The 26,146-nt window shown below is 59.6% G+C and carries 22 protein-coding genes and 1 pseudogene; 8 read left to right on the forward strand and 15 right to left on the reverse strand.

The genetic code is table 11. From position 1 onward, the window contains the following. Nucleotides 1–10: 10 nt before the first annotated feature. Nucleotides 11–1,132, reverse strand: a complete 1,122-nt coding sequence (locus tag ABH944_RS24810) for an ATP-binding protein (RefSeq protein WP_404609896.1) — start codon at nt 1,130–1,132, stop codon at nt 11–13. A gap of 271 nt (nt 1,133–1,403) precedes the next feature. Beyond that, nucleotides 1,404–1,580 (reverse strand): hypothetical protein, encoded by a 177-nt coding sequence (locus ABH944_RS24815; RefSeq protein ID WP_404609895.1) that lies wholly within the window; start codon nt 1,578–1,580, stop codon nt 1,404–1,406. Between ABH944_RS24815 and ABH944_RS24820 the strand changes: the two genes are divergently transcribed. Next, entirely contained in the window at nt 1,579–3,336 is a 1,758-nt protein-coding gene (locus tag ABH944_RS24820; RefSeq protein WP_404609894.1) for an IlvD/Edd family dehydratase, read from the forward strand. The two genes, ABH944_RS24815 and ABH944_RS24820, sit on opposite strands and share 2 nt — an antisense overlap. On the opposite strand, the gene ABH944_RS24825 is transcribed toward ABH944_RS24820, so the two are convergent. Then, the gene (locus tag ABH944_RS24825; protein WP_404609893.1) at nt 3,333–3,725 is read right to left on the reverse strand and encodes a LysR substrate-binding domain-containing protein; all 393 of its coding nucleotides are present in this window, start codon (nt 3,723–3,725) and stop codon (nt 3,333–3,335) included. The genes ABH944_RS24820 and ABH944_RS24825 overlap by 4 nt on opposite strands. A gap of 8 nt (nt 3,726–3,733) precedes the next feature. On the opposite strand from ABH944_RS24825, the pseudogene ABH944_RS24830 reads away from it, so the two are divergent. Continuing rightward, nucleotides 3,734–3,970 (forward strand): annotated as a pseudogene (locus ABH944_RS24830) (MFS transporter); the annotation flags it as partial. A gap of 182 nt (nt 3,971–4,152) precedes the next feature. On the opposite strand, the gene ABH944_RS24835 reads toward ABH944_RS24830, so the two are convergent. The 5 genes from ABH944_RS24835 to ABH944_RS24855 form a co-directional block, all read right to left on the reverse strand. Continuing rightward, complete coding sequence (locus ABH944_RS24835) at nt 4,153–6,006, reverse strand: dipeptide ABC transporter ATP-binding protein (protein WP_404609892.1); 1,854 nt, start codon at nt 6,004–6,006, stop codon at nt 4,153–4,155. Nucleotides 6,007–6,017: 11 nt separating this feature from the next. Continuing rightward, nucleotides 6,018–7,526, reverse strand: coding sequence for an argininosuccinate lyase (gene argH / locus ABH944_RS24840; RefSeq protein WP_404609891.1), 1,509 nt, complete (start codon nt 7,524–7,526; stop codon nt 6,018–6,020). Between the two features lie 26 nt (nt 7,527–7,552). Then, a complete protein-coding gene (locus ABH944_RS24845; RefSeq protein WP_404609890.1) occupies nt 7,553–9,133 on the reverse strand; it encodes an ABC transporter substrate-binding protein in 1,581 nt (526 codons plus the stop codon). A gap of 89 nt (nt 9,134–9,222) precedes the next feature. Continuing rightward, nucleotides 9,223–10,131 (reverse strand): ABC transporter permease, encoded by a 909-nt coding sequence (locus tag ABH944_RS24850; RefSeq protein ID WP_404609889.1) that lies wholly within the window; start codon nt 10,129–10,131, stop codon nt 9,223–9,225. Further along, a complete protein-coding gene (locus tag ABH944_RS24855) occupies nt 10,097–11,017 on the reverse strand; it encodes an ABC transporter permease (protein ID WP_404609888.1) in 921 nt (306 codons plus the stop codon). Before ABH944_RS24855 ends, ABH944_RS24850 begins: the two co-directional genes overlap by 35 nt. A gap of 175 nt (nt 11,018–11,192) precedes the next feature. On the opposite strand from ABH944_RS24855, the gene ABH944_RS24860 reads away from it, so the two are divergent. Beyond that, nucleotides 11,193–12,146 (forward strand): LysR substrate-binding domain-containing protein, encoded by a 954-nt coding sequence (locus ABH944_RS24860; protein WP_404609887.1) that lies wholly within the window; start codon nt 11,193–11,195, stop codon nt 12,144–12,146. Nucleotides 12,147–12,290: 144 nt separating this feature from the next. Here ABH944_RS24860 and ABH944_RS24865 read toward each other — a convergent pair whose 3' ends face one another. Then, nucleotides 12,291–13,190, reverse strand: coding sequence for a LysR substrate-binding domain-containing protein (locus tag ABH944_RS24865; RefSeq protein WP_404609886.1), 900 nt, complete (start codon nt 13,188–13,190; stop codon nt 12,291–12,293). 97 nt (nt 13,191–13,287) lie between these two features. Between ABH944_RS24865 and phnA the strand changes: the two genes are divergently transcribed. After that, nucleotides 13,288–14,517: a phosphonoacetate hydrolase gene (phnA, locus tag ABH944_RS24870; RefSeq protein WP_404609885.1), complete on the forward strand. Its 1,230-nt coding sequence runs from the start codon at nt 13,288–13,290 to the stop codon at nt 14,515–14,517. Nucleotides 14,518–14,568: 51 nt separating this feature from the next. Further along, nucleotides 14,569–15,858 carry an MFS transporter gene (locus ABH944_RS24875; protein WP_404609884.1) on the forward strand — a complete coding sequence of 430 codons (1,290 nt, stop codon included), beginning with the start codon at nt 14,569–14,571 and terminating at the stop codon, nt 15,856–15,858. 134 nt (nt 15,859–15,992) lie between these two features. On the opposite strand, the gene ampC is transcribed toward ABH944_RS24875, so the two are convergent. Next, on the reverse strand, nt 15,993–17,180 hold the full coding sequence (gene ampC, locus ABH944_RS24880; protein ID WP_404609883.1) for a class C beta-lactamase: 1,188 nt from the start codon (nt 17,178–17,180) through the stop codon (nt 15,993–15,995). A gap of 151 nt (nt 17,181–17,331) precedes the next feature. Beyond that, nucleotides 17,332–17,751, reverse strand: coding sequence for a cupin domain-containing protein (locus tag ABH944_RS24885; protein ID WP_404609882.1), 420 nt, complete (start codon nt 17,749–17,751; stop codon nt 17,332–17,334). A gap of 156 nt (nt 17,752–17,907) precedes the next feature. On the opposite strand from ABH944_RS24885, the gene ABH944_RS24890 reads away from it, so the two are divergent. After that, on the forward strand, nt 17,908–18,825 hold the full coding sequence (locus tag ABH944_RS24890) for a LysR substrate-binding domain-containing protein (protein WP_404609881.1): 918 nt from the start codon (nt 17,908–17,910) through the stop codon (nt 18,823–18,825). Here the strand turns inward: ABH944_RS24890 and ABH944_RS24895 are convergent. The 4 genes from ABH944_RS24895 to ABH944_RS24910 form a co-directional block, all read right to left on the reverse strand. Next, nucleotides 18,815–19,966 carry a sterol desaturase family protein gene (locus ABH944_RS24895; RefSeq protein ID WP_404609880.1) on the reverse strand — a complete coding sequence of 384 codons (1,152 nt, stop codon included), beginning with the start codon at nt 19,964–19,966 and terminating at the stop codon, nt 18,815–18,817. The genes ABH944_RS24890 and ABH944_RS24895 overlap by 11 nt on opposite strands. A 658-nt stretch (nt 19,967–20,624) precedes the next feature. Continuing rightward, complete coding sequence (locus ABH944_RS24900) at nt 20,625–20,876, reverse strand: DUF4148 domain-containing protein (protein ID WP_404609879.1); 252 nt, start codon at nt 20,874–20,876, stop codon at nt 20,625–20,627. Nucleotides 20,877–21,003: 127 nt separating this feature from the next. Beyond that, nucleotides 21,004–21,804: an alpha/beta fold hydrolase gene (locus ABH944_RS24905; RefSeq protein ID WP_404609878.1), complete on the reverse strand. Its 801-nt coding sequence runs from the start codon at nt 21,802–21,804 to the stop codon at nt 21,004–21,006. A gap of 36 nt (nt 21,805–21,840) precedes the next feature. Further along, complete coding sequence (locus ABH944_RS24910; protein WP_404609877.1) at nt 21,841–23,277, reverse strand: amidohydrolase; 1,437 nt, start codon at nt 23,275–23,277, stop codon at nt 21,841–21,843. Between the two features lie 201 nt (nt 23,278–23,478). Between ABH944_RS24910 and ABH944_RS24915 the strand changes: the two genes are divergently transcribed. After that, entirely contained in the window at nt 23,479–24,429 is a 951-nt protein-coding gene (locus tag ABH944_RS24915) for a LysR family transcriptional regulator (RefSeq protein WP_404609876.1), read from the forward strand. A 265-nt stretch (nt 24,430–24,694) separates the two neighbouring features. Continuing rightward, nucleotides 24,695–26,023 (forward strand): MFS transporter, encoded by a 1,329-nt coding sequence (locus ABH944_RS24920; protein WP_404609875.1) that lies wholly within the window; start codon nt 24,695–24,697, stop codon nt 26,021–26,023. Nucleotides 26,024–26,146: the final 123 nt, after the last annotated feature.

Genomic DNA, 26,146 nt, shown 5'->3' on the forward strand with positions numbered 1-26,146 from the left:
CAATATCGCGCTATTTGCGGCGTGGCAGACGCACGGCGAACACGGTTTCAGTTTCGTCGGACCTCGCTGCGATCTCACCCCCGTGGGCCTTGGCAATTTCGCGCGCAATGTATAACCCAAGTCCCAGGTTGCCATCGGTATCGTAGGTCTTTACCTGATTCAGCCCACGCTGGAGAGGATCAAAGATCCGGTCCAGGCTCGACCCATCTATAACAGGCCCCCGGTTCCTGACCTCGAAGCTGACGTCCGTCTCCCCGCAAGTCATGACCACGCGTACCGGTGCGTCAGATGCTCCGTACTTGATCGCATTCGTCACCAGATTACCGAGCAACTGTTGCAAACGCCGGCCGTCCCAAACACCCTGGGAGTCGCCCTCCACCTCCAGTTCCACCCGGCGTTCCGGATGCGCTGCTCGCAACTGGTCCAGTTCATCGGCTAGCAGATTCGCGAGATCGACATCGGTGGGTGCAATGTTGATCCCCAGGCCCAGCTTCGTTCGATTGAAGTCAAGCATATCGCCCAGAAGCGCCTGCATGCGAGCGCCGCTCCTGATCAAGCGAGAAGCGGCTCCCGATACTTTGTCCCCGGCATTCAGGTTCGACAGATACACCGCTGTCATTTGAATGGTCTGGAGCGGACTGCGCATGTCGTGCCCAAGCATCCCAAGCAAGAGGTTACGAGCCTGGTCCACCTGGACACTGAAAAAGCTGATCGATTCGGCAAGCGCCTGGTCAATGGCCTCGTTAAACCGGATGACGTCATCCGCATGAGGAGCCTCAGTCTGACACGCATCGATCCACAAGCGAAGGACGCTGGCACGCAGCGCACGGTACTCGGCGGCCAGCTGGTTGATGTCGAAACCCCCTCGCGCCCGCAGAACGGCGCGTGTTTGCGCCGCTGTCTCCGGGGCTCCAATCAGTCTGGGGGCTCGCCCCATTGATTTTTCGAGTTGGGCCTCCTTGGTCTGGGAAGTCGATAAATCCTTTGCCACGGCCTCCAGGATCTGCCGCGCATGATCACGCAATGCCAGCGACTTCATGTCTGCCGGGGCAGGCAGCAAGGTAAGCGCGAACGCCTCCCATTGCCCCAGGATTGTTTCCATGTCACGTAAGATGAAGTCAGCCAGTCGCATGTCGCCCCGAGTATCGGAAAAAATCTTATAAGGTATTTGTTGAATCCGATGCCGCGCCTGGATTGTTTCATATTCTACTGGCACCTTAAACGGCTGCGCTCGGGCAACCTGCAGACAATAGATATTTTCCGGGAAATTGGAGTGCCGGCGCCTCGCGGATTACGGATTGCGCTCCAGGTTTGTTGGCGACTTACGATCTCTTCTGTAAAGCGTATGCCTATGCGGCCTCTGGGTAACTGGAATGCAGAGTCAACGAGCCATTGGCGCGCACTCAGGCTTTCGCCGGATAGAAAAATTTTTGTTGTTTGAAGATATCAAAAGCAGCTTTTTTTATTGTCCGGCCTTTTCCATAATGAAGCTGAAGGTTGTCCTGCAAAGCAGGTGCGCCGCACCACCCTGTGGGCCTGCCATGCCCTTTTTCACTTATTACTACCCCGGGTTTCCCCATGTCCACGCCCAAGACCCAACCAGAAGATCCCGCAGCCGCACCGGTCACCGGGATCCGCAAAGGTCTCACCAACTATGGTGACAGCGGTTTCTCCCTGTTCTTGCGCAAAGCCTTCATCAAAGGGGCGGGCTACACCGACGAAGCACTGGATCGACCGGTCATCGGGATCTCCAACACCGGCAGCGCCTACAACCCATGCCACGGCAACGCGCCGCAATTGATCGAGGCGGTCAAGCGCGGCGTGATGCTGGCCGGCGGCTTGCCAATGGATTTCCCGACCATTTCCATCCATGAGAGTTTTTCGCAGCCGACCAGCATGTACCTGCGCAACCTGATGTCGATGGATACCGAGGAGATGATCCGTGCCCAGCCAATGGACGCGGTCGTGCTGATCGGCGGCTGCGACAAGACCGTGCCGGCGCAGTTGATGGGCGCCGCATCGGCGAATATTCCCGCCATCCAGCTGATCACGGGCTCCATGCTGACCGGCTCGCACCGCGGCGAACGCGTCGGTGCGTGCACCGATTGCCGCCGCTATTGGGGGAAATTCCGTGCCGACGAGATCGACAGCACGGAGATCGCCGCCGTGAACAACCAACTGGTGGCAAGCGTCGGAACCTGCTCGGTGATGGGCACCGCCAGCACCATGGCCTGCGTAGCCGAAGCACTCGGGATGACGGTGCCGGGCGGCGCATCGCCGCCTGCGGTGACGGCCGACCGTATCCGTATCGCCGAAGCGACCGGCGCCCAGGCGGTGCAGATGGCGCACAGCGGCCTGACCATCGACAAGATCCTGACCGCCGATGCATTCGAGAACGCCATCCGCGTGTTGCTTGCGATCGGCGGCTCGACCAACGGCATCGTGCACCTGACCGCCATTGCGGGACGGATGGGACTGGATGTGGACCTGAAGGCGCTGGACCGCATGGGTCGCGATACGCCGGTGTTGCTGGACCTGAAACCATCCGGCCAGCATTACATGGAAGACTTCCACCACGCCGGCGGCATGGCGACATTGCTGCGCGAACTCAAGCCGCTGCTCAAACTCGACGCGATGACTGTCACCGGACGCACCCTGGGAGAGGAGATCGAACTCGCCGGTCCCGGCTTCAAACAGGACGTGGTGCGCACGATCGCCAACCCGATCTATCCGCAAGGCGGCATTGCCGTCCTGCAGGGCAACCTCGCACCCGGTGGCGCAATCATCAAGCAATCCGCCGCCGATGCCAGACTCATGCAGCACGAAGGACGCGCTGTGGTGTTCGAGAACGGCAAGGACATGGCTGAGCGCATTGACTCGGACGATCTCGACGTCACGGCCGACGACATCCTGGTGCTGAAGAACATCGGTCCGAAGGGGGCGCCGGGAATGCCCGAGGCCGGTTATATCCCGATCCCGAAGAAGCTGGCGCGCGCCGGCGTCAAAGACATCGTGCGCATTTCCGACGGGCGCATGAGCGGGACCGCCTTCGGCACCATCGTGTTGCACGTGACGCCCGAGGCGGCCGTCGGCGGCCCGCTGGCCCATGTTCAAAACGGCGATCGTATCCGGCTAAGCGTAGCGGCCCGCGAAATCACCCTGCTTGTATCGGATACCGAACTATCACGCCGTGCAGCCGCCGCTCCCGTGGAGGCGCCCACAGCAGAACGCGGATATAAGAAGCTGTTCCTCGACACGGTGCTGCAGGCCGACCAGGGTGTGGATTTCGATTTCCTGCGCGCGGCCAGAATTCACGGCACGACACCCAAGGGCTAGCTGCCCCGTGCCGTACCTTTAGACACAGGCCGGGCGGTTCCGAAAATCGCCCGCGCATCCTTGAAAAAATCGCGAGCCAAGGCTGCGTGCGGCCCGTTGCTCGCCCAGATCAAGCCACTGCGCCGCACTGGCGCGCGGCTTGGCAACGGCAGCCGCGCCAGCGACATGCCACTCGACCAGAGCGACACCCAGTCCGGCAGCAGCGATACACCAATGCCCTGATCGACGAGTGCGGCGATCGCCAGCAAGCCGTCGATCTCGAGCCGCTGATGCGGATGAATCTGGTGGTCGCGCAGGTAGCGATCGGCCAACTGACCGCCCAGCACCGAGCGCTCATAGCGAATAAAAGGCTCGTTTCGCAGCACCTCGTGCGCGTCGCGGCCGGCCATGGCGGCCGGTGCCCATGTTTTGGGCCCTGCCCACGTCGTTCCTGGGCGGGTTGGGTGCTGCAGCCGGTATTGCGCTGATCAATTCGGCCGCGAACCTGGCCGGGTTTGTCAGTCCTACCGTTATTGGCTGGTTGAAAGGCCAGACCGGCACGCTGTCGTCCGGCCTGTATCTGGTTGCCGGTTCACTGACGGTGTCCGCCTTTCTGGTGTGGGCCTTCATTCCGGCGCGGATGGTGAATCGCTGACGCCGTTGGCGCTGCAACCATCTAGTCGGAGAGGCCGGTACCGTGCACACCAAGGAGACGATCTTGCTTCGCGAGCTGCCTGAGGACGCCTTGAATGAGGTGCTGTCCGCCCTTGTTCCTTTCCTCGCAGACAAGTTTTTGGCACAACACAATGCCTGACGCCAGGATCACGGCCGCAGCGTTCAAGCGCACAGCTTTGGCGTCATGGCCACGAAATGCCCAGGCGCGACCTGACTCAGACTGAGCGACTCCGGTTGATAGTCCAGGCCGTGCACAGGGCTGGGAATATCGCCGCTCATCAACGTCTGGTCCCGCTTGCGCCGGCCGGGGTCGGCCAATGGCACCGCTGCCAGCAGCTTGCGCGTATAAGGATGGCGCGGCGTCTCGAAGATCTGGCGCCGGGTACCGATCTCGACAATACGTCCCAGGTACATGACCGCCACACGATGGCTGACCCGCTCCACCACCGCCAGATCGTGCGAGATGAACAGGAACGCGATGCCCAGGTCTTTCTGCAGATCCTGCATCAGGTTGATGATCTGCGCCTGGATCGACACGTCCAGAGCGGACACGGATTCGTCGGCGACGACCAGCTTCGGCGACAAGGCCAGGGCCCTGGCAATGCAGATACGCTGGCGCTGGCCACCCGAAAATTCGTGCGGGTAGCGTTGCGCACAGGCTGCCGGCAACCCGACACGTTCCAGCAATTCGCCCACCCGCGTGCGGGCCGCGGCGCCATCCAGAATGCCATGAACCTGAAGCGGCTCCAGCAAGCTGCCCTCAATGCTTCGGCGCGGATCCAGTGACGCATATGGATCCTGGAACACCATCTGGATATCGCGATGCAGCGTCTTGAGCGCGGCGCCTTTCAGGTCGCCGATGTCCCTGCCCTGGAACTCGATGACACCACCCTGCGTATGCAGTAACCGCGCCACAGCGCGTGCGGTCGTGGATTTTCCGCAACCGGATTCACCCACTAACGCCAGGGTCTCGCCTGCATACACATCGAAATCAATGCCTTCGACAGCATGCACACGCCGCTGCACTTTGCCCAATATCCCTCCGCGCAAATCATAGCGACTGACGAGACCCTTGACGCTGAGCAGCGGCGCGGCCGAATAGTCCGGACCCGACGATGCAGGTAGCGCCGGTGGTAACGGTGGCCGCTCGCCCGGCTCATCTCCCACCAGCGCGAATTTGGCGGGTTGATCGGTTCCGTTCATTGCACCCAATTTCGGCACTGCCGCCAGCAGCGCACGCGTGTAGGCATGTTTCGGCAAGCTGAATACTTTTTCCACTGCACCGTTCTCAACGGTATCGCCCCGCCGCATCACCATGACGTTGTCGGCAATCTGCGCCACCACGCCCATATCGTGCGTGATGAAGATGACTCCCATGTCCATATCGTCCTGCAGCGATCGAATAATCTGCAGGATCTGGGCTTGCACCGTGACATCCAATGCAGTGGTGGGCTCATCCGCAATCAACAGAGTGGGTTCGCAGGCCAGCGCCATGGCAATCATGACTCGCTGCCGCATGCCGCCTGACAATTGATGCGGAAAACGCTCCATCACCCGGCGTGCGTCGGGAATGCGGACCAGATCCAATATCCTCAAGGCTTGTGCTTCAGCAGCCCGATGATCGCCGCGCTGATGCAGTCGAATAGCCTCTACAATCTGCGCGCCAATCCTGAACACCGGGTTCAGGGAGGTCATGGGCTCCTGGAAAATCATCGCCATGGCCGAGCCCCGCAACCGGCGCAAGGCACTCTCCGGCGCCTGAGCCAGATCGACTACGCCCTGAGATCTTGTACGCAACTGCATGCTGCCCGACACGATGCGGCCACCACCCAGTTCGATCAACCGCATCATCGCGAGCGATGTGACGGATTTGCCGGAACCCGACTCGCCGACGATCGCCAGCGTTTGCCCTCGGTGGACCTCGAAAGAGACGTCCCGCACCACGGGAACCACGCTTGGGCTCCCGCCGAACGCCACGCTCAGATTTTGTACACAGGCAACCAGATTCTCGTCCATGCCGTGCTCCCTCATGCCACGATTGCAGCGACGGATCTGTCCAGTTCGGTCTGAGCCAGCGCGAGCTTGCGCCTTGCTCTCGCAACCCATTCACAATCCGTCTCGCGCTCGGCTTGCGCCTGCACCAGCAGCCGGTCCACCTGCGAGGGACCCACGCTTCCCGTTGTCACCCGCGTTTCCACGAAACTGCGCGGATCCAGCGCGTCGCGCACCAGCGTGTCGCTGAAACCCAGCGACACACCCGCCGTTTCCATCGCAGCCTGGTCGAGTGCCGCACCGGTCAGCTCGTCGGGCCTGATGCCTGCGGCCAGACTGTTACGCACCACCCGGGCAACAATGTGATGCACCTGCCGGAACGACATGCCGCTCTCGCGCACAATGACATCGGCCAGATTGCTGGCCGTGCACCAACTGCCGGCGAGCAATGCCGACATGCGCTCCTCATGAACGATCAGGGTATCCATGACGCCGGCGAACAGGTCCAGCATGCCCTCCGTGGTTTGCAGGGCGCTATGGATCAGCGGTAAATCCCGCATGGCCTGGTCCCCGGTTCCTTCGGCACGAAATGTCGCCAGGGCTGTCGCCAGCCAGGTGACGGCTTCGCCCGCTGCCTTCTTGATGGTTTCCAGTGCAGCGGGATTTTTCTTCTGTGGAAAGATGCTGCTGGTGCCGCAGTAGCTGTCATCACTCTCGACCAATCCGAACTCCGTGCTTGACCATAGGTGCAGGTCCGTTGCCAGGTCGTTGAGATCCGCCATGACAAACGACAGTGCGCTGATCGCCTCGGCCGCGTACCAGGCTTCCCGACCCAGTTTCGAATTCTCGAGCATGGCGTCGAAGCCCAACAGATGGGTGGTGCGCACCCGGTTCAGCGGCCACGAGGTTCCGGCCAGCCCCACGGCGCCAAGGGGGTTGCGGTTGACGCGTGCATAAGCTTGCGTGAGGCGATCAAAACTGTCGTGCAGCCGCGTGGCGAAGCTCAGCAAGTAATGTCCGAACACCCACGGCTGGGCATGCTGCATGTGGGTATAGCCGGGCATGATGGTTCGTGCATGCCGGGCCGCCTGAGCGGCGATAGCGGTTTGCAGGGCATTGAGGCGGTCCATGACATCCAGCATGCGATTCCGGTCGTAAAGGCGCCGGACGGTGGCGCCCTGGTCGATGCGGCTTCGCCCCGTATGCATCTGGCCGGCGAAGTCCTCGCCAATCGCCGAGAGCAGGTAAGACTCGACCTGGAGCAGGAAACTGCCTTTGCGCACATCGGTCGGAAAATCCCCGGCTTGCATGCTCTTCAGCAACAAGAGTTGCCTCAGGATGGAACGGCCGACAAGACGGCTGATGATGCCCTCCTCGACCAGCATGGTGGTATGCGCGAGGTCTACGGCAACAAACTCCTGGAACTGGGATTTCTCGCGGTCAAGACCCGGTATGTCGTGGTACTTGACCAGGCGTTCCGCAGGGGGGGCGCTCAACCGCGCTTCAGTCAGGAGGGTTTCGTTGTGTATCGTCTGTGTCGTCATCGGTTTTCTCACTTAGCTCAATTTGTTCAATTTGCTCGCTTGGTCAGCGTGGCCTGGTTCAAGTCGACAGTCCCGTCGTCATACACCACCAGACCCGTCAAGTTCTTGCGCGTCCCGAACAGCTGCACCTGGTCAAACAACGGGATAGTGTTTGGTGCGTCTTCCCATATGATTTTCTGGATGTCGCCGTAGTAACTCATCCGCTTGTCGTAGTCCATCTCGGTCGCTGCCAGCGCGAGCAAATGATCGACTTCCGGATTGCTGTAGCCCGTGAGGTTGGACGGGTCACCCGTTGCGAGCTTGCGCCGCAAGCGGATCTCAGCGTTGGTGATACCGGTCCCCAGCAGCCACATGTTGGCTTCGTTAGTTCCTTTGCCAGTGCCTTTTCCAGGTTCCGGCCTGTACAGGGTTTTCTGATACGAAGCCCACTCCCACACCTTGAATTCCGTCTTCAGGCCTACTGCATTGAGATAGCCCTGGACGACCTCGGCCACTGCCCTGTCCTTGGTGTAACGACCAGAAGGAGTCCAAATCACAACCGTCCCGGGATAACCGTTCGGATAGACGGCGCGTATCAGCTTTCGTGCGGCATCGGGATCGAACGCCATGGGCTGAAACGTCCGTCGTCCTTGCGTACCTTCCGCAAAGGGACTGGTCGGGACTTTGCCGTAGCCCATCAGCACCTTGTTCACAATGGCCTGTCTGTCTATGGCCAGATTCACCGCCCGCCGTATGTGCACGTCATCGAACGGCGGCTTGGTCACGTTCAATTCGAAAAACACCTGGTATGAACTTGGCGCCTGCAACAACAACACCTTGTTATTGCCCTTGAGTTGCGACGCGGACTCGGGCGAGAGGTCGGCCGCCACATCGGCATTGCCCGTTTGCACTTCGATCACCCGCGCCCAATCCTCAGGCATCGGCCGGAAAACAAGGTCGGCGGCCTTCGAAGAAGTACCGAAGTAGCCAGGATTGCGCTTGATGACGGCCTGATCATTGGGTACCCAACTGTCGAACTCATACGGTCCGGTACCCACCGGATGATGCCCATAGGCGCGGCCGAATTTCCGGATCGCCGTGGGGCTGCTGATTGCCGACCATTCTTCGGCAAGCATTTCCAGCAAGGTCGGTGACGGGTGTTTTGTCGTGATCTGCAGGACCTGTTCCGAGGATGCCGCCACCGAGTCGATATCGGCATAGTAGGAACGGTTCGGTGATCCCAGTTTGGGGTCACGGATGCGATCGAGATTGAATTTGACCGCTGCCGCATTGAACGGAGTGCCGTCCTGGAACATCACGTTCCTCCGCAAATTAAACGTCCAGGTCTTGCCGTCCGCTGATGTGGACCAGGACTCCGCAAGGTCCGGCACGATCCTCTTCAATTCCCGACCATCCCACGCGACCAGGCGATTGAACAGGTGCGAGATTACGATCTGGGACGTCGTGCTGCGCGTCACTGCAGGGTCCAGTGTGTCGATGTCGGCACCCTGCACGTAGGTTATTGGGTCCGATGCCTGGGCTCGCGTGGTTCCCGGCATGGCAAACACAGTCGCAGCCAAAGCGCCCAGGACCCAGTAGTGCGCGAATTTGATGCCATGCTGCTTCATGCGTTATATCCCCTTGTATTCTGGATGGACAAAGCTGCCGCCGTTACCTGAACGCCGGTATTGCCGTCACACGAAAAGACCCGGATAAATCAGCGGCCGTGACGGGATTTCGGATCGACGTAGTCGCGCAGAGCATCTCCCACCAGATTAAAACTCAGGATGACGAAGAATAAAGCCCCGCCTGGCGCAACCAGTACGTAGGGGTGAATGGCGAGAAGCGGGCGCGACGCCGCGATCATGGCGCCCCACTCTGGAACAGGCGGCGGCGGCCCTAGCCCGAGAAAGCTCAATCCCGATCCGATCAGAATGGCCTCGGCCAGCGATACCGTGGCCTGGACAATGATGAGCGATCCGACGTTAGGCAGGATGTGATTGACCAGCAACCCCAAGTCACCCATTCCGATGGATCTCGACGCCAGCACGAATTCGCGCTGCTTCAACGCCTTGACGGGGGCAGAGAAGAACCGCACGTAGATCGGGATCGTGGAAATTGCAATGGCCAGGGTCAAGCTGAGCACGCTATTGCCCGCCGCGGTGATCACTACGATGGCGACCAGGGTGCGGGGAAATGCGATCATGAAATCCATGCACCGCATGATCGCGTTGGGCACGACGCCGGAATAGTATCCACAGGCTGCACCTAGCGCGACGCCGACCACCGTGGCGATCGCCACGCTGCCAAACGCGACGGCAAGTGTTATGCGGGCGCCCCAGATTACCCGCCCTAACAGGTCCCGGCCGAGTTCATCGGTACCAAGCCAGTAGGAGGCGTTGGGCGCGATCAGCGACTTCTCCAGATCGACCCGCGTTACCGCATTCCAGTCGAACAGCCAGGGCGCGGCGATCGCCGCCAGCAGGATCCCGGCGATGATCGTCAGGGCAGTCAATGCTACCCAGCGCCGCCTCGAAAACAGGAACCGGATAAACCCGCCGCGCGGCGCACGGGCAGCCGGCACTGCCACCTCAGGCGTACGCGATGCGAGGGTCGAGGATTCCATATGCAAGATCCACAATGAGATTGATGAGCACCACGAGGGCGGCAAAAACAAGAATGGTCCCTTGCACGACGTAGATGTCGCGGGCGACGATGGCATCGAGCATGTAACGCCCCATGCCGGGCCAGGCAAATACGGTCTCTACAATGACCGCGCCTCCCAGCAAGCGGCCGAAATCCATGCCAAATACGGTGACCAGGGGAATCGCGGCATTCGACAAGGCGTGTTTGAACACGACCTTGTAGCGCGGGACACCTTTGGCGTAAGCCGTACGGATATAGTCCTCGTCCAGGACATCCATCATGGTCGAGCGCGCCAACCGCGAGAACGTCGCAACGTAGGGCAAGCCCAGGGTTATCGCCGGCATGACCAGATGAGCCGGGCCCCCGCGACCACCGGGTGGCAACCAGCCGAGCGTCGCGGCAAATAGCAGCATGAGCAGCAGGCCCATGAAGAACCCCGGCATGGAAATGCTCAATACCGCGAGCGTCGTCAACGAGTTGTCGATCACGCCATGCGGCCTGAGCGCTGCAACAACGCCCATGGGTACGCCCAGCGCGACCGCCAGCAACATGCCCGCCGTGGTCAGCTCCAGCGTGGCGGGAAGCGTTCGGGCGATGCCTTCACTCACCGGTGTATAGGTCTGAAACGAATCACCCAGATCGCCGCGCGAGAGCTTGCCGAGATAGATGAAATATTGCGTTGGCAACGGGCGATCGAGACCGTAGTTCTCGCGTATCTGCTGTACGTCCGCTTCCGTGGCATCCGGGCCGGCAGCCAACCGAGCCGGATCGCCGGGAATGAAATGCAGCACCATGAACACGGCAATGGAGATCGCCAGCAGCATGGGAGGCAGCAGCAATAAGCGTCGAATAGCGTAGTTCAGCAAAGCGGCTCCCAAAGGTGGAGGGAACCAACGGGCAAGCCGATGGCATGTGGCAAAGCGGTTACAACGGAAGTGATAATTCCGCTCCGATATTCCTAACGCAAACCCATACGGCATTAGACGCGCATAACAAAATGTTATGCTGAAGTTTCCCCCCTGTTTATTGTTGGTGGTCGCCATGCAACTGAACCCTCGGCAACTCGAAGCATTTCGCAAAGTCATGATCACCGGCAGCATGACGATCGCCGCGGAGATGCTGAAAATCAGCCAGCCGGCGGTGAGCCGGTTGATCAAGGATTTCGAGCAGACCTTGCATGTGCGCCTGTTTCGCCGGGAGGGAAATCGCCTGATACCGGGCGCGGAAGCACGGCGCCTGTTCAGGGAAGTCGATCGCTTTTATCAAGGCATTGAACAGATCGAGCGCGTGGCGCAGGACTTGAAAACACTGCGCACGGGTACCCTGCGTATAGCCGCAATGAGCGCGTTGGGTCTTAGCGTGGTAACCGAAGGTGTGCGCCGCTTTTCCCGCGATCGGCCCGGCGTGACTACGTCGCTGGACGTGCGGCAATCGTTGGGCATCATGGAGCTGACCGCGGCCAACCAGGTCGACATTGGTTTTGTCCAGACCATGGGAAGCGAATACCCAGGGATCGATATCATCCCGTTCCCCGCTGTCGAGGCCGTGTGCATGCTTCCGAGCGACCATCCGCTTGCTCGCAAGAAAGTGATCAGGATTGAGGACCTGCGGGGCCAGCCCCTGATTTCCCTTAGCCCTAACAGCCCCATCCGCATGCGCCTGGAAATGGCGATGGACGCGGCGGGCGTGACTTGCGAACGCCCGGTGGAAACCGCGCTGGCGCACTCGGCGTGCCGCATGGTAGCCGGCGGTCTGGGCCTGACGGTATGCGACCCGTTCTCCGCCACCTACACCCGATACCCCGGCGCGGTATGCCGCCGGCTGACCCCGTCGATCTCGTACGAGGTGGCCATGGTCCTTCCGACCCACGAGCCGCGCTCCCGAATCGTGACAGACTTCATGCACGTCATGCAGCAACTCTTCAAACAAGAGTTCCTTCCGCAGATCGACGGCAAGATCAGTTCGCGCAAGAGCGTGCCCACCGCAGTCATCTGATTGGCGCACGCGATTCTTTGTCAGCTCTTTTGAGCGCGCGGCATCCTGCTTTTTAGGCGCAACTTTTCGAGTGCTTTAGAAAGTAGTCCGATTCATCGAATTGAACATGGCAAGCGCCTGATGACTCCGAGTGGAGTTGATCCGCTATTTGCCGGAACGCTCGTTCTCGCCGCTTGACCTCAGCCAGTCAATAAAATCCCTCATGTGCACGGGCTTATCGGCATCCAGCGGTAACAACGCATAGTAAGTTGCGCCCTTCGAAGTCAGATCGGGAAACAGCTTCTGCACACGCCCTGCCGAGCAATCGGCGTCGAGCGTGGGAAATGGCCCGATGCCGAATCCCAGACCATCGACAACCGCCTGCAAAGTCACAAAAAAATGATCGAACCTCAAGGTTCGGCCCGCTCGAAGGGACGGTTGACCAGCTGCGTCCGTCCACATCTCCCAGTCCCGTGGACGCGATTCCGTCGTGAGCCACGTTTCGTCGGCAAGTTGTTGAACAGACGAAATGCCGGATTGCGCGATCAGCGCCGGACTCGCGATCACCGTGTTGCGCTCTTCGAACAATGGCCACGCCTGGAACTGGCCCCCTGCGGGGACCTCGCGGCGGATGGCCAGATCAAAACTGCCGCGTAGCGCGGAATCGGAGGACAGCGCCGTGGAAACGCGCACGTCAACGTCCGGGCAGACCGCCGCGAACAAGGGCAGGCGAGGAATCAGCCAGCGCATGGCGACGGTGGCCGACGCGCTGACCCGAATCACCTTGACGTGCTGGCTCTTGCCATATCGTTCCGCCGCATCCGCCATGTGGTCGAAGGCCGCGCTGATTTCGCGAGCGAAAGCCCGCGCGTGCCCGGACGCAACCATGCTCTGTCCCTCGCGCACGAACAGCGGCTGGCCGAGCCAGTCTTCAAGAACGGCGATATGACGGCTCACCGCCCCGTGCGTCAGGTTGAGCTCACGCGCGGCAGCGGAGTAGCTGCCCGCGCGGGCAGCTACTTCGAAAACACGCAACGCGTTAAGCGGAGGAAGCTTGGATCGCATATGTGAGTTTATTTAACAAATTCTGCACAATTTTATCGATTGTGTGAGCAAATTGATCATCATACGCTGACGGTATTCCACTCAGGAGGCCTTCATCATGACCCAGTCGATCACTGTCAATTCCCGGACTTATCAATTGCCCTCTGCCCCCACGATCGTTGTGTGCGTCGATGGTTGCGAGCAGGAATACATCAACCAGGCGATCCTGGCGGGCAAGGCGCCGTTCCTGGCGAGCCTGGGTTCGGGAGGAACGGTATTGGCGGGGGACTGCGTCGTGCCCTCGTTCACGAACCCGAACAACCTGTCGATCGTCACCGGCGCGCCGCCGTCGGTACATGGCATTTGCGGCAATTTCTTCTACGACGAAGAGACGCGCACCGAAGTCCTGATGAACGACGCCAAATACCTGCGCGCGCCCACGATTCTTGCGGAGATGGCGCGTGCGGGCCAACGGGTCGCTGCTGTTACCGCGAAGGACAAGCTGCGCAGCCTGCTTGGCCACCGGCTTGAGGGAATCTGTTTCTCGGCTGAAAAAGCTGACCAGGTGACGTTGCAGCAGCACGGCATCGAGAACATCCTCGCGAGAGTCGGCATGCCTGTGCCTTCGGTGTACAGCTCGGAGCTATCGGAATTTGTGTTCGCTGCCGGCCTGTCCCTCCTGCGCAAGGAGCGCCCCGACCTGATGTACCTGTCCACCACGGACTATGTGCAGCATAAACACGCACCGGGTACGCCGGAAGCGAATGCTTTCTACGCGATGATGGATGACTACCTGCAGCGCCTGCACGCAGAAGGCGCGGTCCTCGCGATCACCGCCGATCACGGCATGAACGCGAAAACCGATTCGATCGGACGGCCCAATATCGTATTCCTGCAGGACCGGCTCGATGCACGGTACGGCGCGCAAACCACGCGTGTGCTCCTGCCGATCACCGATCCGTACGTCAAGCATCACGGTGCGCTCGGCTCGTACGCGACGGTCTATTTGCATGACCACGACGAACAGAAACAGCGTGACGTCATGGCTTTTCTCGCGGCTATCGGCGGTGTTGAGTCTGTACTGACACGGGCGCAGGCAAGCAAGCAGTTCGAGCTGCCGCCGGACCGGATTGGTGAAGTGGTGGTACTCGGCGAAAGGCTGACGGTGCTTGGCAGTGCTTCCGATAAACACGATCTGTCCGGACTCACCGTGCCGCTGCGTTCTCACGGCGGCCTGTCCGAACAGAAAGTGCCGCTCATTTTCAACCGCAAGCTTGGCGGCATTGACGGTACACGGCGCTTACGCAATTTCGACGTCATCGACCTCGCACTCAATCACCTCGCCTGATAACAAAAAACGGTCAGCGCGGCAAAGACCGCGCGCCGCATGGAGACAGTAATGCCCTCAGATAGACCTGACGCGTTGCGATACACATCCGTCGAACGGAGCACGAGTTTCGCGCAATACAAGTGGCGTGCGTTGATCGGCGTGACCTTCTGCTACCTGTTCTACTACACCGGCCGGCAAACGCTGGGGTTTGCGGTTGCCGGCATTCAGCACGACTACGGCCTGTCGAAGTACGAGATCGGCTGGATCAGCGCGACGATGCTCTGGTGTTATGCAGGCGGTCAGTTCATCAACGGTAACCTGGGGGACAAACTGGGCGGCAAGACGATGATGATCGCCGGGGCCATCCTCTCGCTGGCGGCGAACTGGTTGTTCAGTTTCGGCCATACGTTCCTGTTCTTTCTGCTGGCCTGGGGACTCAACGGCTATTTCCAGTCGATGGGTTTCGCACCGGGCAGCCGCTTGCTCTCCAACTGGTGGGGCCACGACCATCGCGGTTTTGTGTACGGCATCTACATTGGCTTCTCCGGATTCTCTTCGGTGCTAGCCTATATTTTCCCGGTCGTCATCTTGGGAACCATGCATCTCGGGTGGGTCTGGATCTTCCGTCTTGCACCGCTTTCCATGCTGCTCGGCGCCCTGGTGTTGCTGCTCTTCGTTGCTGAACGGCCGGAGGCCCGGCATCTGCCTGCCGTGGATAAAACGGGCGACACAACATCGGCTGTCGAGCCGGACGATGAACTGACGAGTGCGCAGCGCTATGCGCTGGTGATGAAGAACTGGAGGCTCTATATCACGGGCCTCGCGATCGGCTTTCAGAACGCCGCACGGTATGCGCTGGTGGTCTGGGTGCCGGTCCACTTTCTCGGCATGGACTGGAAGAGCTCATCGGCGCTGATCGATCCGAAATGGATTACGGTCGCATTACCCATAGGCATGGCGCTTGGATCACTGTCGAATAGCTGGATTTCCGACGTGCTGTTCCAGGGGCGCCGCTATCTGGCGATCGTCTGGTACATGGTGCTCGCCTGTGCGACCGCGATCTTCATGATGTTCGTGCCTCACGGCAGCATGCTTGCGATTGCGCTTCTGTTTTTATGCGGCTTTTTTGTGTTCGGACCCGCCTCTTCGTTCTGGGCCCTGTGTCCCGACATTTTCGGGCGCCGAGCGGCGGGTACAGCGACAGGCGTACTCAACACCATGTCGTACATGTTCGCTGGAATCGGCGAACCGGTGATCGGACACATCATCGATACGACCGGCCATACGTCGATCATCTTTCCGATTGTCGCGGGGCTTTGCGCAGCAAGCGCCGTGCTTTCGATGCTGATCAGGCGCTGATTGGCGGGTCAGAACGATGGGGCGTGACAACCCGATCGCGCCGGATCGGCGTCGTTTCGAAAGCTTGATTGGTGACCGGCCGGGCGTTGCAGGTCCGCCCGTTGACGCGGCGGGTGGCGCGGTCGGGAAACCGGTCAGTTCTTTGGACTGGACTGACTGCCAAGTTGGGTCAATATCTGATACGCAGCAGTCACCCTTTGAGCGATGGGATAACTTTTATTTGCAAGTATGACGATCCCCAATTTTTGAGCGGGAACAAAGGCAAGATAGGATGAAAACCCGTTGGTTGATCCGGTTTTGTTGATCAGCGTATTGGCTTGTGGCTGGAGCGGAGGGTTTAACTCAGTTGCTTTCGTAGCCTGCAAAATCATCTTGTCCGAATTGCCTTCCAAAACCTGTTTCAGTTCCACAGGATAGGGGTATTGCTCCCATATGAGGTCCTGCGTTATTTCACCCGACCTGAAATATCCGGTGTGGGTGTTGTCAATCGCGCGTTGCAACTTGCTGTCAATCTTGATCATCTGCATGTTCGCTGCAATAAACCTGACCATGTCCGCCGTGTTCGATTTCACCCCGTACGCTTCCGAGGACAGGACCCCGGCGTTCAGCCTGATCGAGGCGCCCTGCTTGGTGTAGCCCTGGGCGTAATCCTTCATCTGATCCGGCGGCACATTGATATAGCTGTGCGTCATTCCAAGCATGGGGAATAACTTCTTTTCAATCGCGTCGTCAAAGGACTCATTCATGCTTCGGGCAGCGATCATGCCGAGCATGCCAATACTCGGGTTCGAGTAGGCTCTGTATGTACTCGCGGCATAAGTGGGTTGCCAGTGCCGGAAATATTCCATCAACTGATTGGTATTGTGAATACCATCCGGCACTTGCAACGGGAGACCGCCGGCCGTGTGCGTGCCCAGATTGAGCAGGCTGATGTTGTCAAAGCTGCTGCCGCGCAGGGACGGCAAATATTTACTGGCGCTGTCGGACAACGAAAGCTTGCCATTGACCTGCGCGTACGAAGCCAGTGTTGCCGTAAATGTCTTGCTATCCGATCCCATCTCAAAGAGCGTTTCGTTTGTAATCGGCCGTCGTGTTTCAAGTGACGCCACACCGTAGTTGAAAAAATAACTCTCCCCGTTGATGGTTACCGCGACCGCCATTCCTGGAATTTTGTATTCCTGCATCACCGGACGTATTGCGCGGTCAATCACGGCGGAGATTTCTTGCTGTCTATTTGCGCTTTCTGAAAATGCGCTGGACGCTGGAAGACATGAAGACACCAAGGTGGAAATCAGTAACTTCTTGAAAAAACCGGGACGCATGAAATCTCCGTAGGCAAGCAAGCTGAACATAGGATGAGAAGGTGTTTGGGCGGCTGGCGCAGACCAAGCGAAACCAGCGGCTTGTGCTTTCCCGGCTGACTCTTGATCGAGCCTGCGGCGTTTGACGCAAGACAGAGCGCACGGTTTCCGATTACTCCGGAAAACTCGAAACATTCGGAGAAGAAACGTTAAACGGTTTCCCGGGTGTGGATGTCCAGGTAGCAATGACAGTCGCGCCATCCGGTCCGGCCCTGGTGACGTGAATCGCATTGGCCGCAATCTGAAAACTCCCACCCGCATGGATGTCCTGGACCGGTTGCCCCTCCACCTGCAAGATTATCTCGCCCTTTATCACATAACAGACCTCGGGTCCGGTCGCCATGTGACGGGGTTTCGCGGCATTAGGCGGAAACTCGGACACCCCCATGCCCATCTCCCGATTGGTGCCGTTTACAACCACTCTTTCCAGAACCCGCGTCTCTTTTGCTGCAGGCGCCGCGTTGGCAGCGAAGGCGGATTGCATCGAAAGCAAGGCCCCCAGAACGACGGGAATGGAAAGACATGTCTTCACGATTGTTCCTTCTGTCAAAAATGCCGGCCATCGGCCTGGCGCTTACCGCTGATACTCCGACGGACTCAAGCACCGGGCAGCGACGAAAATATCGTCGCTTTGCGCATTGTCCGCAAGCGAGCATAATTTCTGTCTGGGTAAAGAAAAACTTATGTCATGAACTCCATCCGGCCTCATCTCCCACTGAACGCCCTGCGCGCTTTCGAAGCATCGGCGCGGCACCTGAGCTTCACGCGCGCGGCACTCGAACTCAATGTGACGCAGGCTGCCGTCAGCCAGCAGGTTCGGATGCTCGAAGAGCGGCTCGGCACTACCCTGTTCAAACGCTTGCCACGCGGACTGGGCATGACCGACGAAAGCCGCGCGCTGCTTCCGGTATTGACCGATGCATTCGGGCGCATCGAGGGCGTGCTGAAGCAATTCGAGGGCGGACGTTTTCACGAAGTGTTGACTATCGGCGTTGTCGGGACTTTTGCAGTGGGCTGGCTGCTGCCACGGCTCAAGTCGTTTCGGCAGACGCACCCCTTTGTGGAGTTGCGGCTGATGACCCATAACAATCTGGTCGACCTGGCGGCAGAGGGACTGGACTTTGCGATTCGCTTCGGTGACGGCGCCTGGCCTGCAACGCACAATGTCACGTTGCTTGATGCCCCGCTTACTGTGCTTTGCGCACCCGATATTGCGAGAAGGCTTTCCACACCGCATGACCTGGCGAAGGAGACGCTGCTTCGTTCGTATCGCACCGACGAATGGATCGGCTGGTTTCACGCAGCCGGACTCGATCCGTGGCCAGTCAATGGTCCGGTTTTCGATTCGTCACGCTTGATGGTGGAAGCTGCGGTACAAGGCGCGGGTATAGCGCTGGCTCCCCCGCTCATGTTCGCCAGGGAGCTTCAGGCGGAACTCCTCGTTCGCCCCTTCCATTCGGAAGTGAGAACGGGCAGCTACTGGCTGACATGGCTGAAATCGAAGCACATGTCCCCCGCCACGCAATTGTTCCGTGACTGGATTCTCGCGGAAGCGGCCGGCTGTGGAGAAACCCGATCGGCTTCGGAAACGACTATCAGGCCCTGAACATCAGGACCGCGGCCGCTACGCCCGCCAGGTCGACCAGGATGACCGGGATGACGCTCACACGGCGTTGCAAGTAAGCGCCTAGAACCCAAAGTCCGGCGACGACAATGGCGGTCAGCCCCAGCTCCGTCGAATATGAAAGTTCTTCCGCGTACCAAAGATAAATGGCCGTTGCGCCCATCATCAGGGCAAATTGCACGACAGCAAATATCGCTGCGCCGCCGGCAACCGACTCTCCATGTAACCGCTTCGCCGCGTCCAGGTCGAACGCCGGCGCAGAGGACTCAGCCTGAATGTCTGCATGAAAATCTTCACTGGAGCCGGAAGGTCGCCAACCCGGAGGGTTGAGCCAGATACGCCACTTGTCTGCCCCCTTCGCTTGCCGCGTTGCCTGCACGAGCGACCAGTATTCCGCAAAGATTGCCCAGCCAGGATCCCAACTCCGCAGGGGCGTCCTCGTTCCATAGACGCAGGGCTCCTCTTCCTCTGCGAAAGTCCCGAACATCCTGTCCCAGATCACAAACATGCCGCCGTAGTTCTTGTTGATGTACTGGTCGTTGACCGCATGATGCACACGATGGTTGGAAGGCGACGAAAACACGCGATCGAACCAGCCGAGTTTGCCGACGTGTTCAGTGTGAATCCAGAACTGATACAAGAGGACGATCAGTCCGGCAAGACCAAACTGCTCCGGCGGCACGCCTATCACCGCTATGGGCAGGTAGAAGATCCAGCCAATGAGCAAGACGGTACTTTCTTGCCTCAAGGCGGTCGAGAAATTGAAGTGCTGGCTTTGATGATGGACGACATGGGCTGCCCACATCACAGCGCACTCATGCCCCGCGCGATGCAACCAATAGTCGAAGAAATCGAACAGGACAATCGCGATCAGCCAGCCGTACCAGGTGTCCCAGAACTTGACGTTGGGCGTTGACGTCAGCGCATTGAACACAACGACATACAAACCAATTTGAAAGAGCTGCGTGACCAACGCCAGCAACTGGCTTATCAGCCCCTGGCTGAGACTGCTCAGTGCGTCGCTCAGCCGATAGGTATTACGTTGCCTGAACCAGCCGTAAGCAAACTCGGTGCCGATCAGGACAACAAAAACAGGAAGTATGAAAACGATGATCTTGTCCATGCACAATCTCAGCAATGTGGTCCCGGCCATGACGAAGACGAAGCGCCCAGGTTCACGCAGCCAATGATTCGATGGCAGCGCGCCGTCCGCGGGAGCGTAGCCGCACTAGCTGATCATCGATTGACTGGGATCGTACAGAATCTGCGCAAACACTGCTTGCTAACCAGCGATATGGCGTGCGAACGCCAGTGCTTCGTGGTGGAAACAACCAAAAAGCCGCGTCAATTTTGCCGATGCTTCACTTAGCCGACATTTATATTACGCTTGCATTATCCGGCTTCGTCAACGCTGAAGATGACCGGGTAAGGCATAAAAACGAAATGGCTTTATGACGGAGCCGGTTTCGAGGGGCAAGGCTTTGCATGAGTTCGAGCGCCCCGAACGTCACCATGCACGCGGGTGGCCATGTTGCAGTGAGACGGGAATGGTCAGCGAGTTCGATATGATCCGGATACTTGATTAATCCAGGCGGTAATCGTCATTATCGACGTGCTGTTGGAGCGCTAACACCGGAAGCGTGTTTCATCAGATGCGCGCCGATTTCGACCGCTTTCCGCCGTTTGAGAGCGGCAACATTCATCATCCGTTGTCAGCGCGGACGCTCGTGAAGTGAGCCTGCCGGGTTCCGCATCGCGGCACTCCCAAACCGGCATGTCCACTACTGCGTTGGAGCCGTGGAAATACCCTGAGCTGCACGTTTGGCGTCAAGACGCTTTTGCGCTGCAACGAGGTCGTTCGGATAGTCATACCGTACAAGGTCAGGCTGATATCCCACTCCAATCAGTTCCCTGAGTTCCTGCGTCACCTTCGTCCGGGTCACAGGGCCGGCATTCGATGTTTGCGCGAACGCAACCGCGGGGAGAAGAACGAGCGTAGCGGCAAGCGGCACCATCATTCGAGGCATGTTCATGATCCACACTCCTGGCGAGGCGCTAGATGAGGATGGACCAGCCTCGCTCAGCCAAGTATAGGTGTGAATCTGCAGCAACTGAAAGGCGTGAAAAGCAAAATGTGTCGCCACCCGAGATACCCGAAAGCTATCCGCAAGAATCGTTAAGAGAGTCGCCCGAACACTCGCCCGACAACGCGGCATTGATGGCAGACGCCAGACCCGCTGGATTGTCCCGCATCATGAAGTGCCCTGCGTTTTGCACGATGCCGACCGTGACACCCTCCTTCGGCAAGTTGACGGTGTCGGGATGCGGTAGCGAGTGCTCGCCGAAAATCACTGAGCGCGGCATCTGCAGCCCAAGCAGCAATTGGCGCCACGGCTGTGATTCGCCTTGTACCAGCGATGTAGCAGCACGATGGACTGCTCTGGGACAGGAGGCCGAGAGAGTAGCCGCCCAACCGGGATTGCCTTTTTTCGTCGCGGTCGCGGCCATTTGCGCGTGGCCGTCCCGCACATACTCAGATTCGGAATAGCCGGCAATCTTGCGGCTGAGCAATCCCCCGCCCGCATCAAGATTCGGCTCTGCGAGCACCAGACTGCGCACCTCGCGAGGCGCCATCGTAGCAGCGACAATAGCAACGGCCCCGCCCATGCTATGACCGAAGAGATCGACTTCGCGTTCGAGACTCTGAATAAGTTCGACGACGATTCGAGCATGATCCTCCACACGATATCCAAAATGCTCGGGCCGGTCGCTATACCAGGATCCCAGCAAATCGACCAGGATGCTGCGTCGCCCGGTCAACGCCGGATCCGCAATCACTGGCGGGTAGTCGTGCGAGGACGCGCAGCCAAGCCCGTGGATAAACACCAGCGGCGTGCCCGACCCGGGAAGGTCATGGAAGCGCAGCGTCGCATCGTGCCCGGCGAGTTTGAGAACGCGCATGGATAGCTCCTGGCCGATATGCCAGACCAGCGACGCTCAGGCGGTCGCCAGAATACGCGCCGGCGGAGGCAGGACGTCGGGCGGAATCGGGCAATCATAGGGCTTGTACCCGCGCTTCTTGTCAAGTTCCGCTTTCGCTGCGCGCAGCACATCCGGTTGCCCGGCCAGATCAACCGCCGTCGCCGCCAGCGTCTGCGCGGCGAGCAACATGCCCCGGTGAGCCAGCGTCGCCTTTCCCTGCGAGACCATTTGCCATGAGTGAAAACCGGTTCCCCACGCGAAGCACGACGTCAGGCATTGCGTGGTCGGGACGACCCAGGTGACATCGCCGACATCGGTCGAGCCTGTCACCGGCCGTATCATGTCAGCCCGATACGGCTGGATTTCAGTCACGATCGGCTGCGGGTCGCGAAGGGCCGCCGCGAAATGACGGGCGCTGTTCTCCAAATCGCCCGGCGATATGGTCTGCTGAATCTGCCTGGCGAATTCGACGTCGCGGTCGCTGACGTCGAAACCGCCGAGCGCGCGCATGTTCGCGTCGAGAACGTGATCGAGCGTGTCGTTATGCAGCACGTTCGAGCAGGCCTTGTCGAAAACGATCTCGAGACGCGTGCCGGTCATCAATGCGGCGCCGTGCGCGATCTGCTTGACGCGCTCGAACAGGTCGCGCGCGTCCGCACTGTGAGGAGATCGCACGGTATAAAGCAGTTCGGCGAGCACCGGCACCACGTTGGTCGAAATGCCGCCGGAATTGATGTAGGCGAAATGCACGCGCGCCTGATCCGGCATGTGCTCGCGCAGATAGTTGACACCCACATTCATGAGTTCCGCGGCGTCCAGCGCGCTGCGCCCAAGATGCGGCGCCAATGCCGCGTGCGCAGCCTTGCCGTGAAAGCGGAAATACGCCTGGACGTTCGCGAGCGTGGCGTTCATGAACACCGAATTGGCTACCGACGGGTGCCAGCTCAACGCAACGTCGAGGTCATCGAACAAGCCGTCGCGCGCCATGAACGTCTTGCCGGCAGCCGCTTCCTCGGCGGGGCAACCGTAGAACCTCACCGTGGCGCTGATGTTGTTTGCGGCAAAATAATCTCTCGCGGCGACGGCCGCGAGATGTGCGCCTGCGCCGAGCAGGTGATGGCCGCAGCCGTGTCCGTTGGTGTTGACTGCGTCAGTGGCCGGTACGCAGGTCAGCGCGCCGCTCTCCTGGCTCAGTCCGGCCAGGGCATCGTATTCACCAAGAAATCCGATGACCGGGCCACCACTGCCCGCCTCCGCCACAAACGCCGTCGGCATTCCGGCTACGCCACGCGTCACGCGAAACCCTTCCTCCTCGAGCAGCGCCGCATGCAACTCGGCCGAGCGATATTCGCTGTAGCGCATCTCGGCATGTGCCCAGATTTCATTGGCCAGTTCAAGGTATCGCTGCTGTTTTGCCTCGATAAGACGCTTCACCTGTGCTGCGTGCTTCACATAACCTCCATTCGTTCGGGATGGGTAGCCGGTAGTCGGTAGGCGGTTCCGTAAGGTTCGCGGCGGCCGGCGGCCGCCAATCTTTCCGCTTTCTGCTGGCGTAGAGTATGTCGACAGATGACAAGCCAACACCTCAATGAAAGTGTTGCTGTTGACTCCCGGTTGTCTCCTCCTGACAAAATTTGGCGTCATACATTGACCATGAAGCTACATCAACTCCGCGCACTTGTTGCAATAGCCGACACCGGCAGCATCCGGAACGCAGCCCGCGCCACGGACCTCTCGCCAGCCGCCATTACCAAGGCGATACGCGAGCTCGAGGAAGATCTGAATGTCACACTGATCATTCGCGAGGCCACCGGTGTGACGCTGACCGAGGCAGGTCAGACGCTGCTCGGCCATGCAAGGCTGACGGTCGGGCAACTGGCGCGTGCGCGGCAGGAAATGGAGCGGCTATCCGGTATGAGGGACGGCACGCTGTCGATTGCAGCGGTGTCGTGGGTCGGTCTAACGTTGCTTGGAGAGGTTGTCGGTCTGTTCCAGACGCGTATGCCCGAGGTAAAGATCGAATTCTTCGAAGGATTGGCAACCGTGTCGATACCCAGATTGCGTGATGGAACACTCGATATATCTATTGGCAGGGCCAGCCCCGTTACGCAAACGGAGGAGTTCACCCATGTCCCGCTATTTCGCACGGGCTACGCGGTGGTCGCGCGGGCAGAACATCACCTGGCCGGGTGCAGGTCGCTGCATGAATTGAAGGACGCCGAGTGGATCCTGAATCGCGATTCTTCGGTCGACGAGCTCGCCGCGGACAATGCCTTCACCGAATACTGCCGTGTCTATGAACCACGCATTCATATATCGCATTCCAGCGCCATCGCGCTTGGGCTGGTCGCAAGCACCAATATGCTGACGCTGATGCCCTGGCCGCTTGCTGAACTGCTAGTGAGCAAGGAACGATTAGCAGTCCTCCCGCTAGTCGACTCGATTGCCGAGGCCGAGGTCAGCCTCATATACCGGCGTGGCGCGCCGCTTAGCAATGCCGCCAAATACTTCGTGGAGTGCCTGACCGGCGTGATCCGCACGTCCATGACCTCGGAAGATCCTTTAAAACGCCGGCTCTTTCACTCTGTCGAGTGCCTGTTGTAGGCGGTAAGCATTCGGTTTCGCAGCGCGCGGCTTCTCACAAAGCAGCCCATTTGCGCCATGCCGGACAGGCATGGCGCCGGATTGCTTCGTGCGTACTTTCTGGATGATCCAACGGTCACGGAAGCCACATGAGACCAAGTGAGACCAAATGAGAGCCGATGAAGCCAGATGAATTTTGACTCGTTGACGGCAGCAAAAACGAACGACATTATTTTTTCAACCGCACGGCAACAGCGCCGGTGCTAACCCAAATTCGGAGACGGGTGTGTCAAATCAAGCAAACGGGTGCGAGTACTCGACAGTCCACACTGCATCGACCCGCGACTTCATCGCGGTGGTCGTGGGCAACGCCCTGGAGTTCTTCGACTTCACGGTTTACGCCTTCTTTGCGGTGTTCATCGGCAAGGCCTTTTTCCCGGCGTTTTCTCCGGCGAGCCAGGTGATCGCGTCGGTCGCCGTGTTCGGTGTCGGCTTCGTCGCACGGCCGATCGGCGGCCTGGTGATCGGCGCCTACGCGGACCGCTCCGGCCGCAAGGCGGCACTGTCCCTGACGATCGGCCTGATGGCGCTCGGCACCGCGATCCTCGCGTTCACGCCGTCGTATGCAACGATCGGCATGGTGGCCCCCATCCTCGTTGTCATCGGCCGCCTGCTGCAAGGATTTTCAGCCGGTGGCGAAATGGGGCCCGCGACAACCTACATGCTCGAAATGGCGGCGTCGAACCGGCGCGGCTTCTATACGAGCTGGCAGCTTGCGACCCAAGGCGTGGCTTCGCTGCTGGGCGGGCTGGTCGGCTACGTCGTGTCGTCGATGCTGTCGCCCGCTGCGCTCTCGGAGTGGGGGTGGCGCGTGCCGTTCGTCGTCGGTCTGCTGATCGCGCCGGTCGGACTGTATATCCGCAAGCAACTGAGCGAAACCCTCGATCTCGAGTCCGCGGTCAAAGGGACGCGTGAGCTTGTATCCGTCATTGTCAGCAAGCACCTTGCCGATCTGCTGATCTCGTGTGCCGTGCTGATCGGGCCGACGATCACGGTGTATGTCGTCGGGTACTACATGACGACCTACGGCCTGCGTGTGTTGCACCTGCCCACGTCGACCTCCATGCTGGTCGGACTGATTACCGGCGGTGTGGGAATCGTCGCATCGCTGGCCGCGGGCCTGCTCTACGACCGGTTTCCCAATACGAAGTGGATGCTGCTGCCGCAGCTTCTGACGGTACTGGCGATCGTGCCGTTGTTCGTCTGGGTCACCCAGAACGGCACCGCCGCCACCTTTCTCTCGATGGTCGGATTGCTGACTTTGTTGCGCGTGCTGATGGCGCCATTCCAATTGTGCTTCATCCCCGAGATATTCCCCAACGCGATTCGCAGCACGTGCGTGTCCATCTGTTTCAGCGTGCCGACCACGATATTCGGCGGCAGCGCGCAAGTGGTCGTCGCGTGGCTTGCTGCCAGGACCGCCGATCCGATGTCGCCGGCCTGGTATCTGCTCGCCGCAAACGCAATTTCGCTGCTCGCCGTCCTGACACTCTACATGCGCCATCGCGCAACGCTCGGCCGCAACAACGCGTTCCACGCCAAGGCGGGAATCTAGCCGCCTGCAGAGAGTGGAACCCTTCCGATTAATTATTCATGTTCGTGATTCGGATGCAAGGCGCGACCCGTTGTTTCGATTACGGGTCGAACAGCGATGGCCTGCGTGCTTCAATCAAAAGGG

This window comes from Caballeronia udeis (genome assembly GCF_044909315.1).
Classification (GTDB): Bacteria; Pseudomonadota; Gammaproteobacteria; order Burkholderiales; family Burkholderiaceae; genus Caballeronia; species Caballeronia udeis_A.

Coding starts and splice junctions, on each gene's coding strand:
- ABH944_RS24815 (WP_404609895.1), bottom strand. CDS start 1,580: ATGGGGAAACCCGGGGTAGTAATAAGTGAAAAAGGGCATGGCAGGCCC.
- ABH944_RS24875 (WP_404609884.1), top strand. CDS start 14,569: ATGCCCTCAGATAGACCTGACGCGTTGCGATACACATCCGTCGAACGG.
- phnA (WP_404609885.1), top strand. CDS start 13,288: ATGACCCAGTCGATCACTGTCAATTCCCGGACTTATCAATTGCCCTCT.
- ABH944_RS24890 (WP_404609881.1), top strand. CDS start 17,908: ATGAACTCCATCCGGCCTCATCTCCCACTGAACGCCCTGCGCGCTTTC.
- ABH944_RS24915 (WP_404609876.1), top strand. CDS start 23,479: ATGAAGCTACATCAACTCCGCGCACTTGTTGCAATAGCCGACACCGGC.
- ABH944_RS24835 (WP_404609892.1), bottom strand. CDS start 6,006: ATGGACGAGAATCTGGTTGCCTGTGTACAAAATCTGAGCGTGGCGTTC.
- ABH944_RS24905 (WP_404609878.1), bottom strand. CDS start 21,804: ATGCGCGTTCTCAAACTCGCCGGGCACGATGCGACGCTGCGCTTCCAT.
- ABH944_RS24825 (WP_404609893.1), bottom strand. CDS start 3,725: ATGGCCGGCCGCGACGCGCACGAGGTGCTGCGAAACGAGCCTTTTATT.
- ABH944_RS24865 (WP_404609886.1), bottom strand. CDS start 13,190: ATGCGATCCAAGCTTCCTCCGCTTAACGCGTTGCGTGTTTTCGAAGTA.
- argH (WP_404609891.1), bottom strand. CDS start 7,526: ATGACGACACAGACGATACACAACGAAACCCTCCTGACTGAAGCGCGG.
- ampC (WP_404609883.1), bottom strand. CDS start 17,180: ATGCGTCCCGGTTTTTTCAAGAAGTTACTGATTTCCACCTTGGTGTCT.
- ABH944_RS24850 (WP_404609889.1), bottom strand. CDS start 10,131: ATGGAATCCTCGACCCTCGCATCGCGTACGCCTGAGGTGGCAGTGCCG.
- ABH944_RS24860 (WP_404609887.1), top strand. CDS start 11,193: ATGCAACTGAACCCTCGGCAACTCGAAGCATTTCGCAAAGTCATGATC.
- ABH944_RS24820 (WP_404609894.1), top strand. CDS start 1,579: ATGTCCACGCCCAAGACCCAACCAGAAGATCCCGCAGCCGCACCGGTC.
- ABH944_RS24895 (WP_404609880.1), bottom strand. CDS start 19,966: ATGGACAAGATCATCGTTTTCATACTTCCTGTTTTTGTTGTCCTGATC.
- ABH944_RS24810 (WP_404609896.1), bottom strand. CDS start 1,132: ATGCGACTGGCTGACTTCATCTTACGTGACATGGAAACAATCCTGGGG.
- ABH944_RS24900 (WP_404609879.1), bottom strand. CDS start 20,876: ATGAACATGCCTCGAATGATGGTGCCGCTTGCCGCTACGCTCGTTCTT.
- ABH944_RS24845 (WP_404609890.1), bottom strand. CDS start 9,133: ATGAAGCAGCATGGCATCAAATTCGCGCACTACTGGGTCCTGGGCGCT.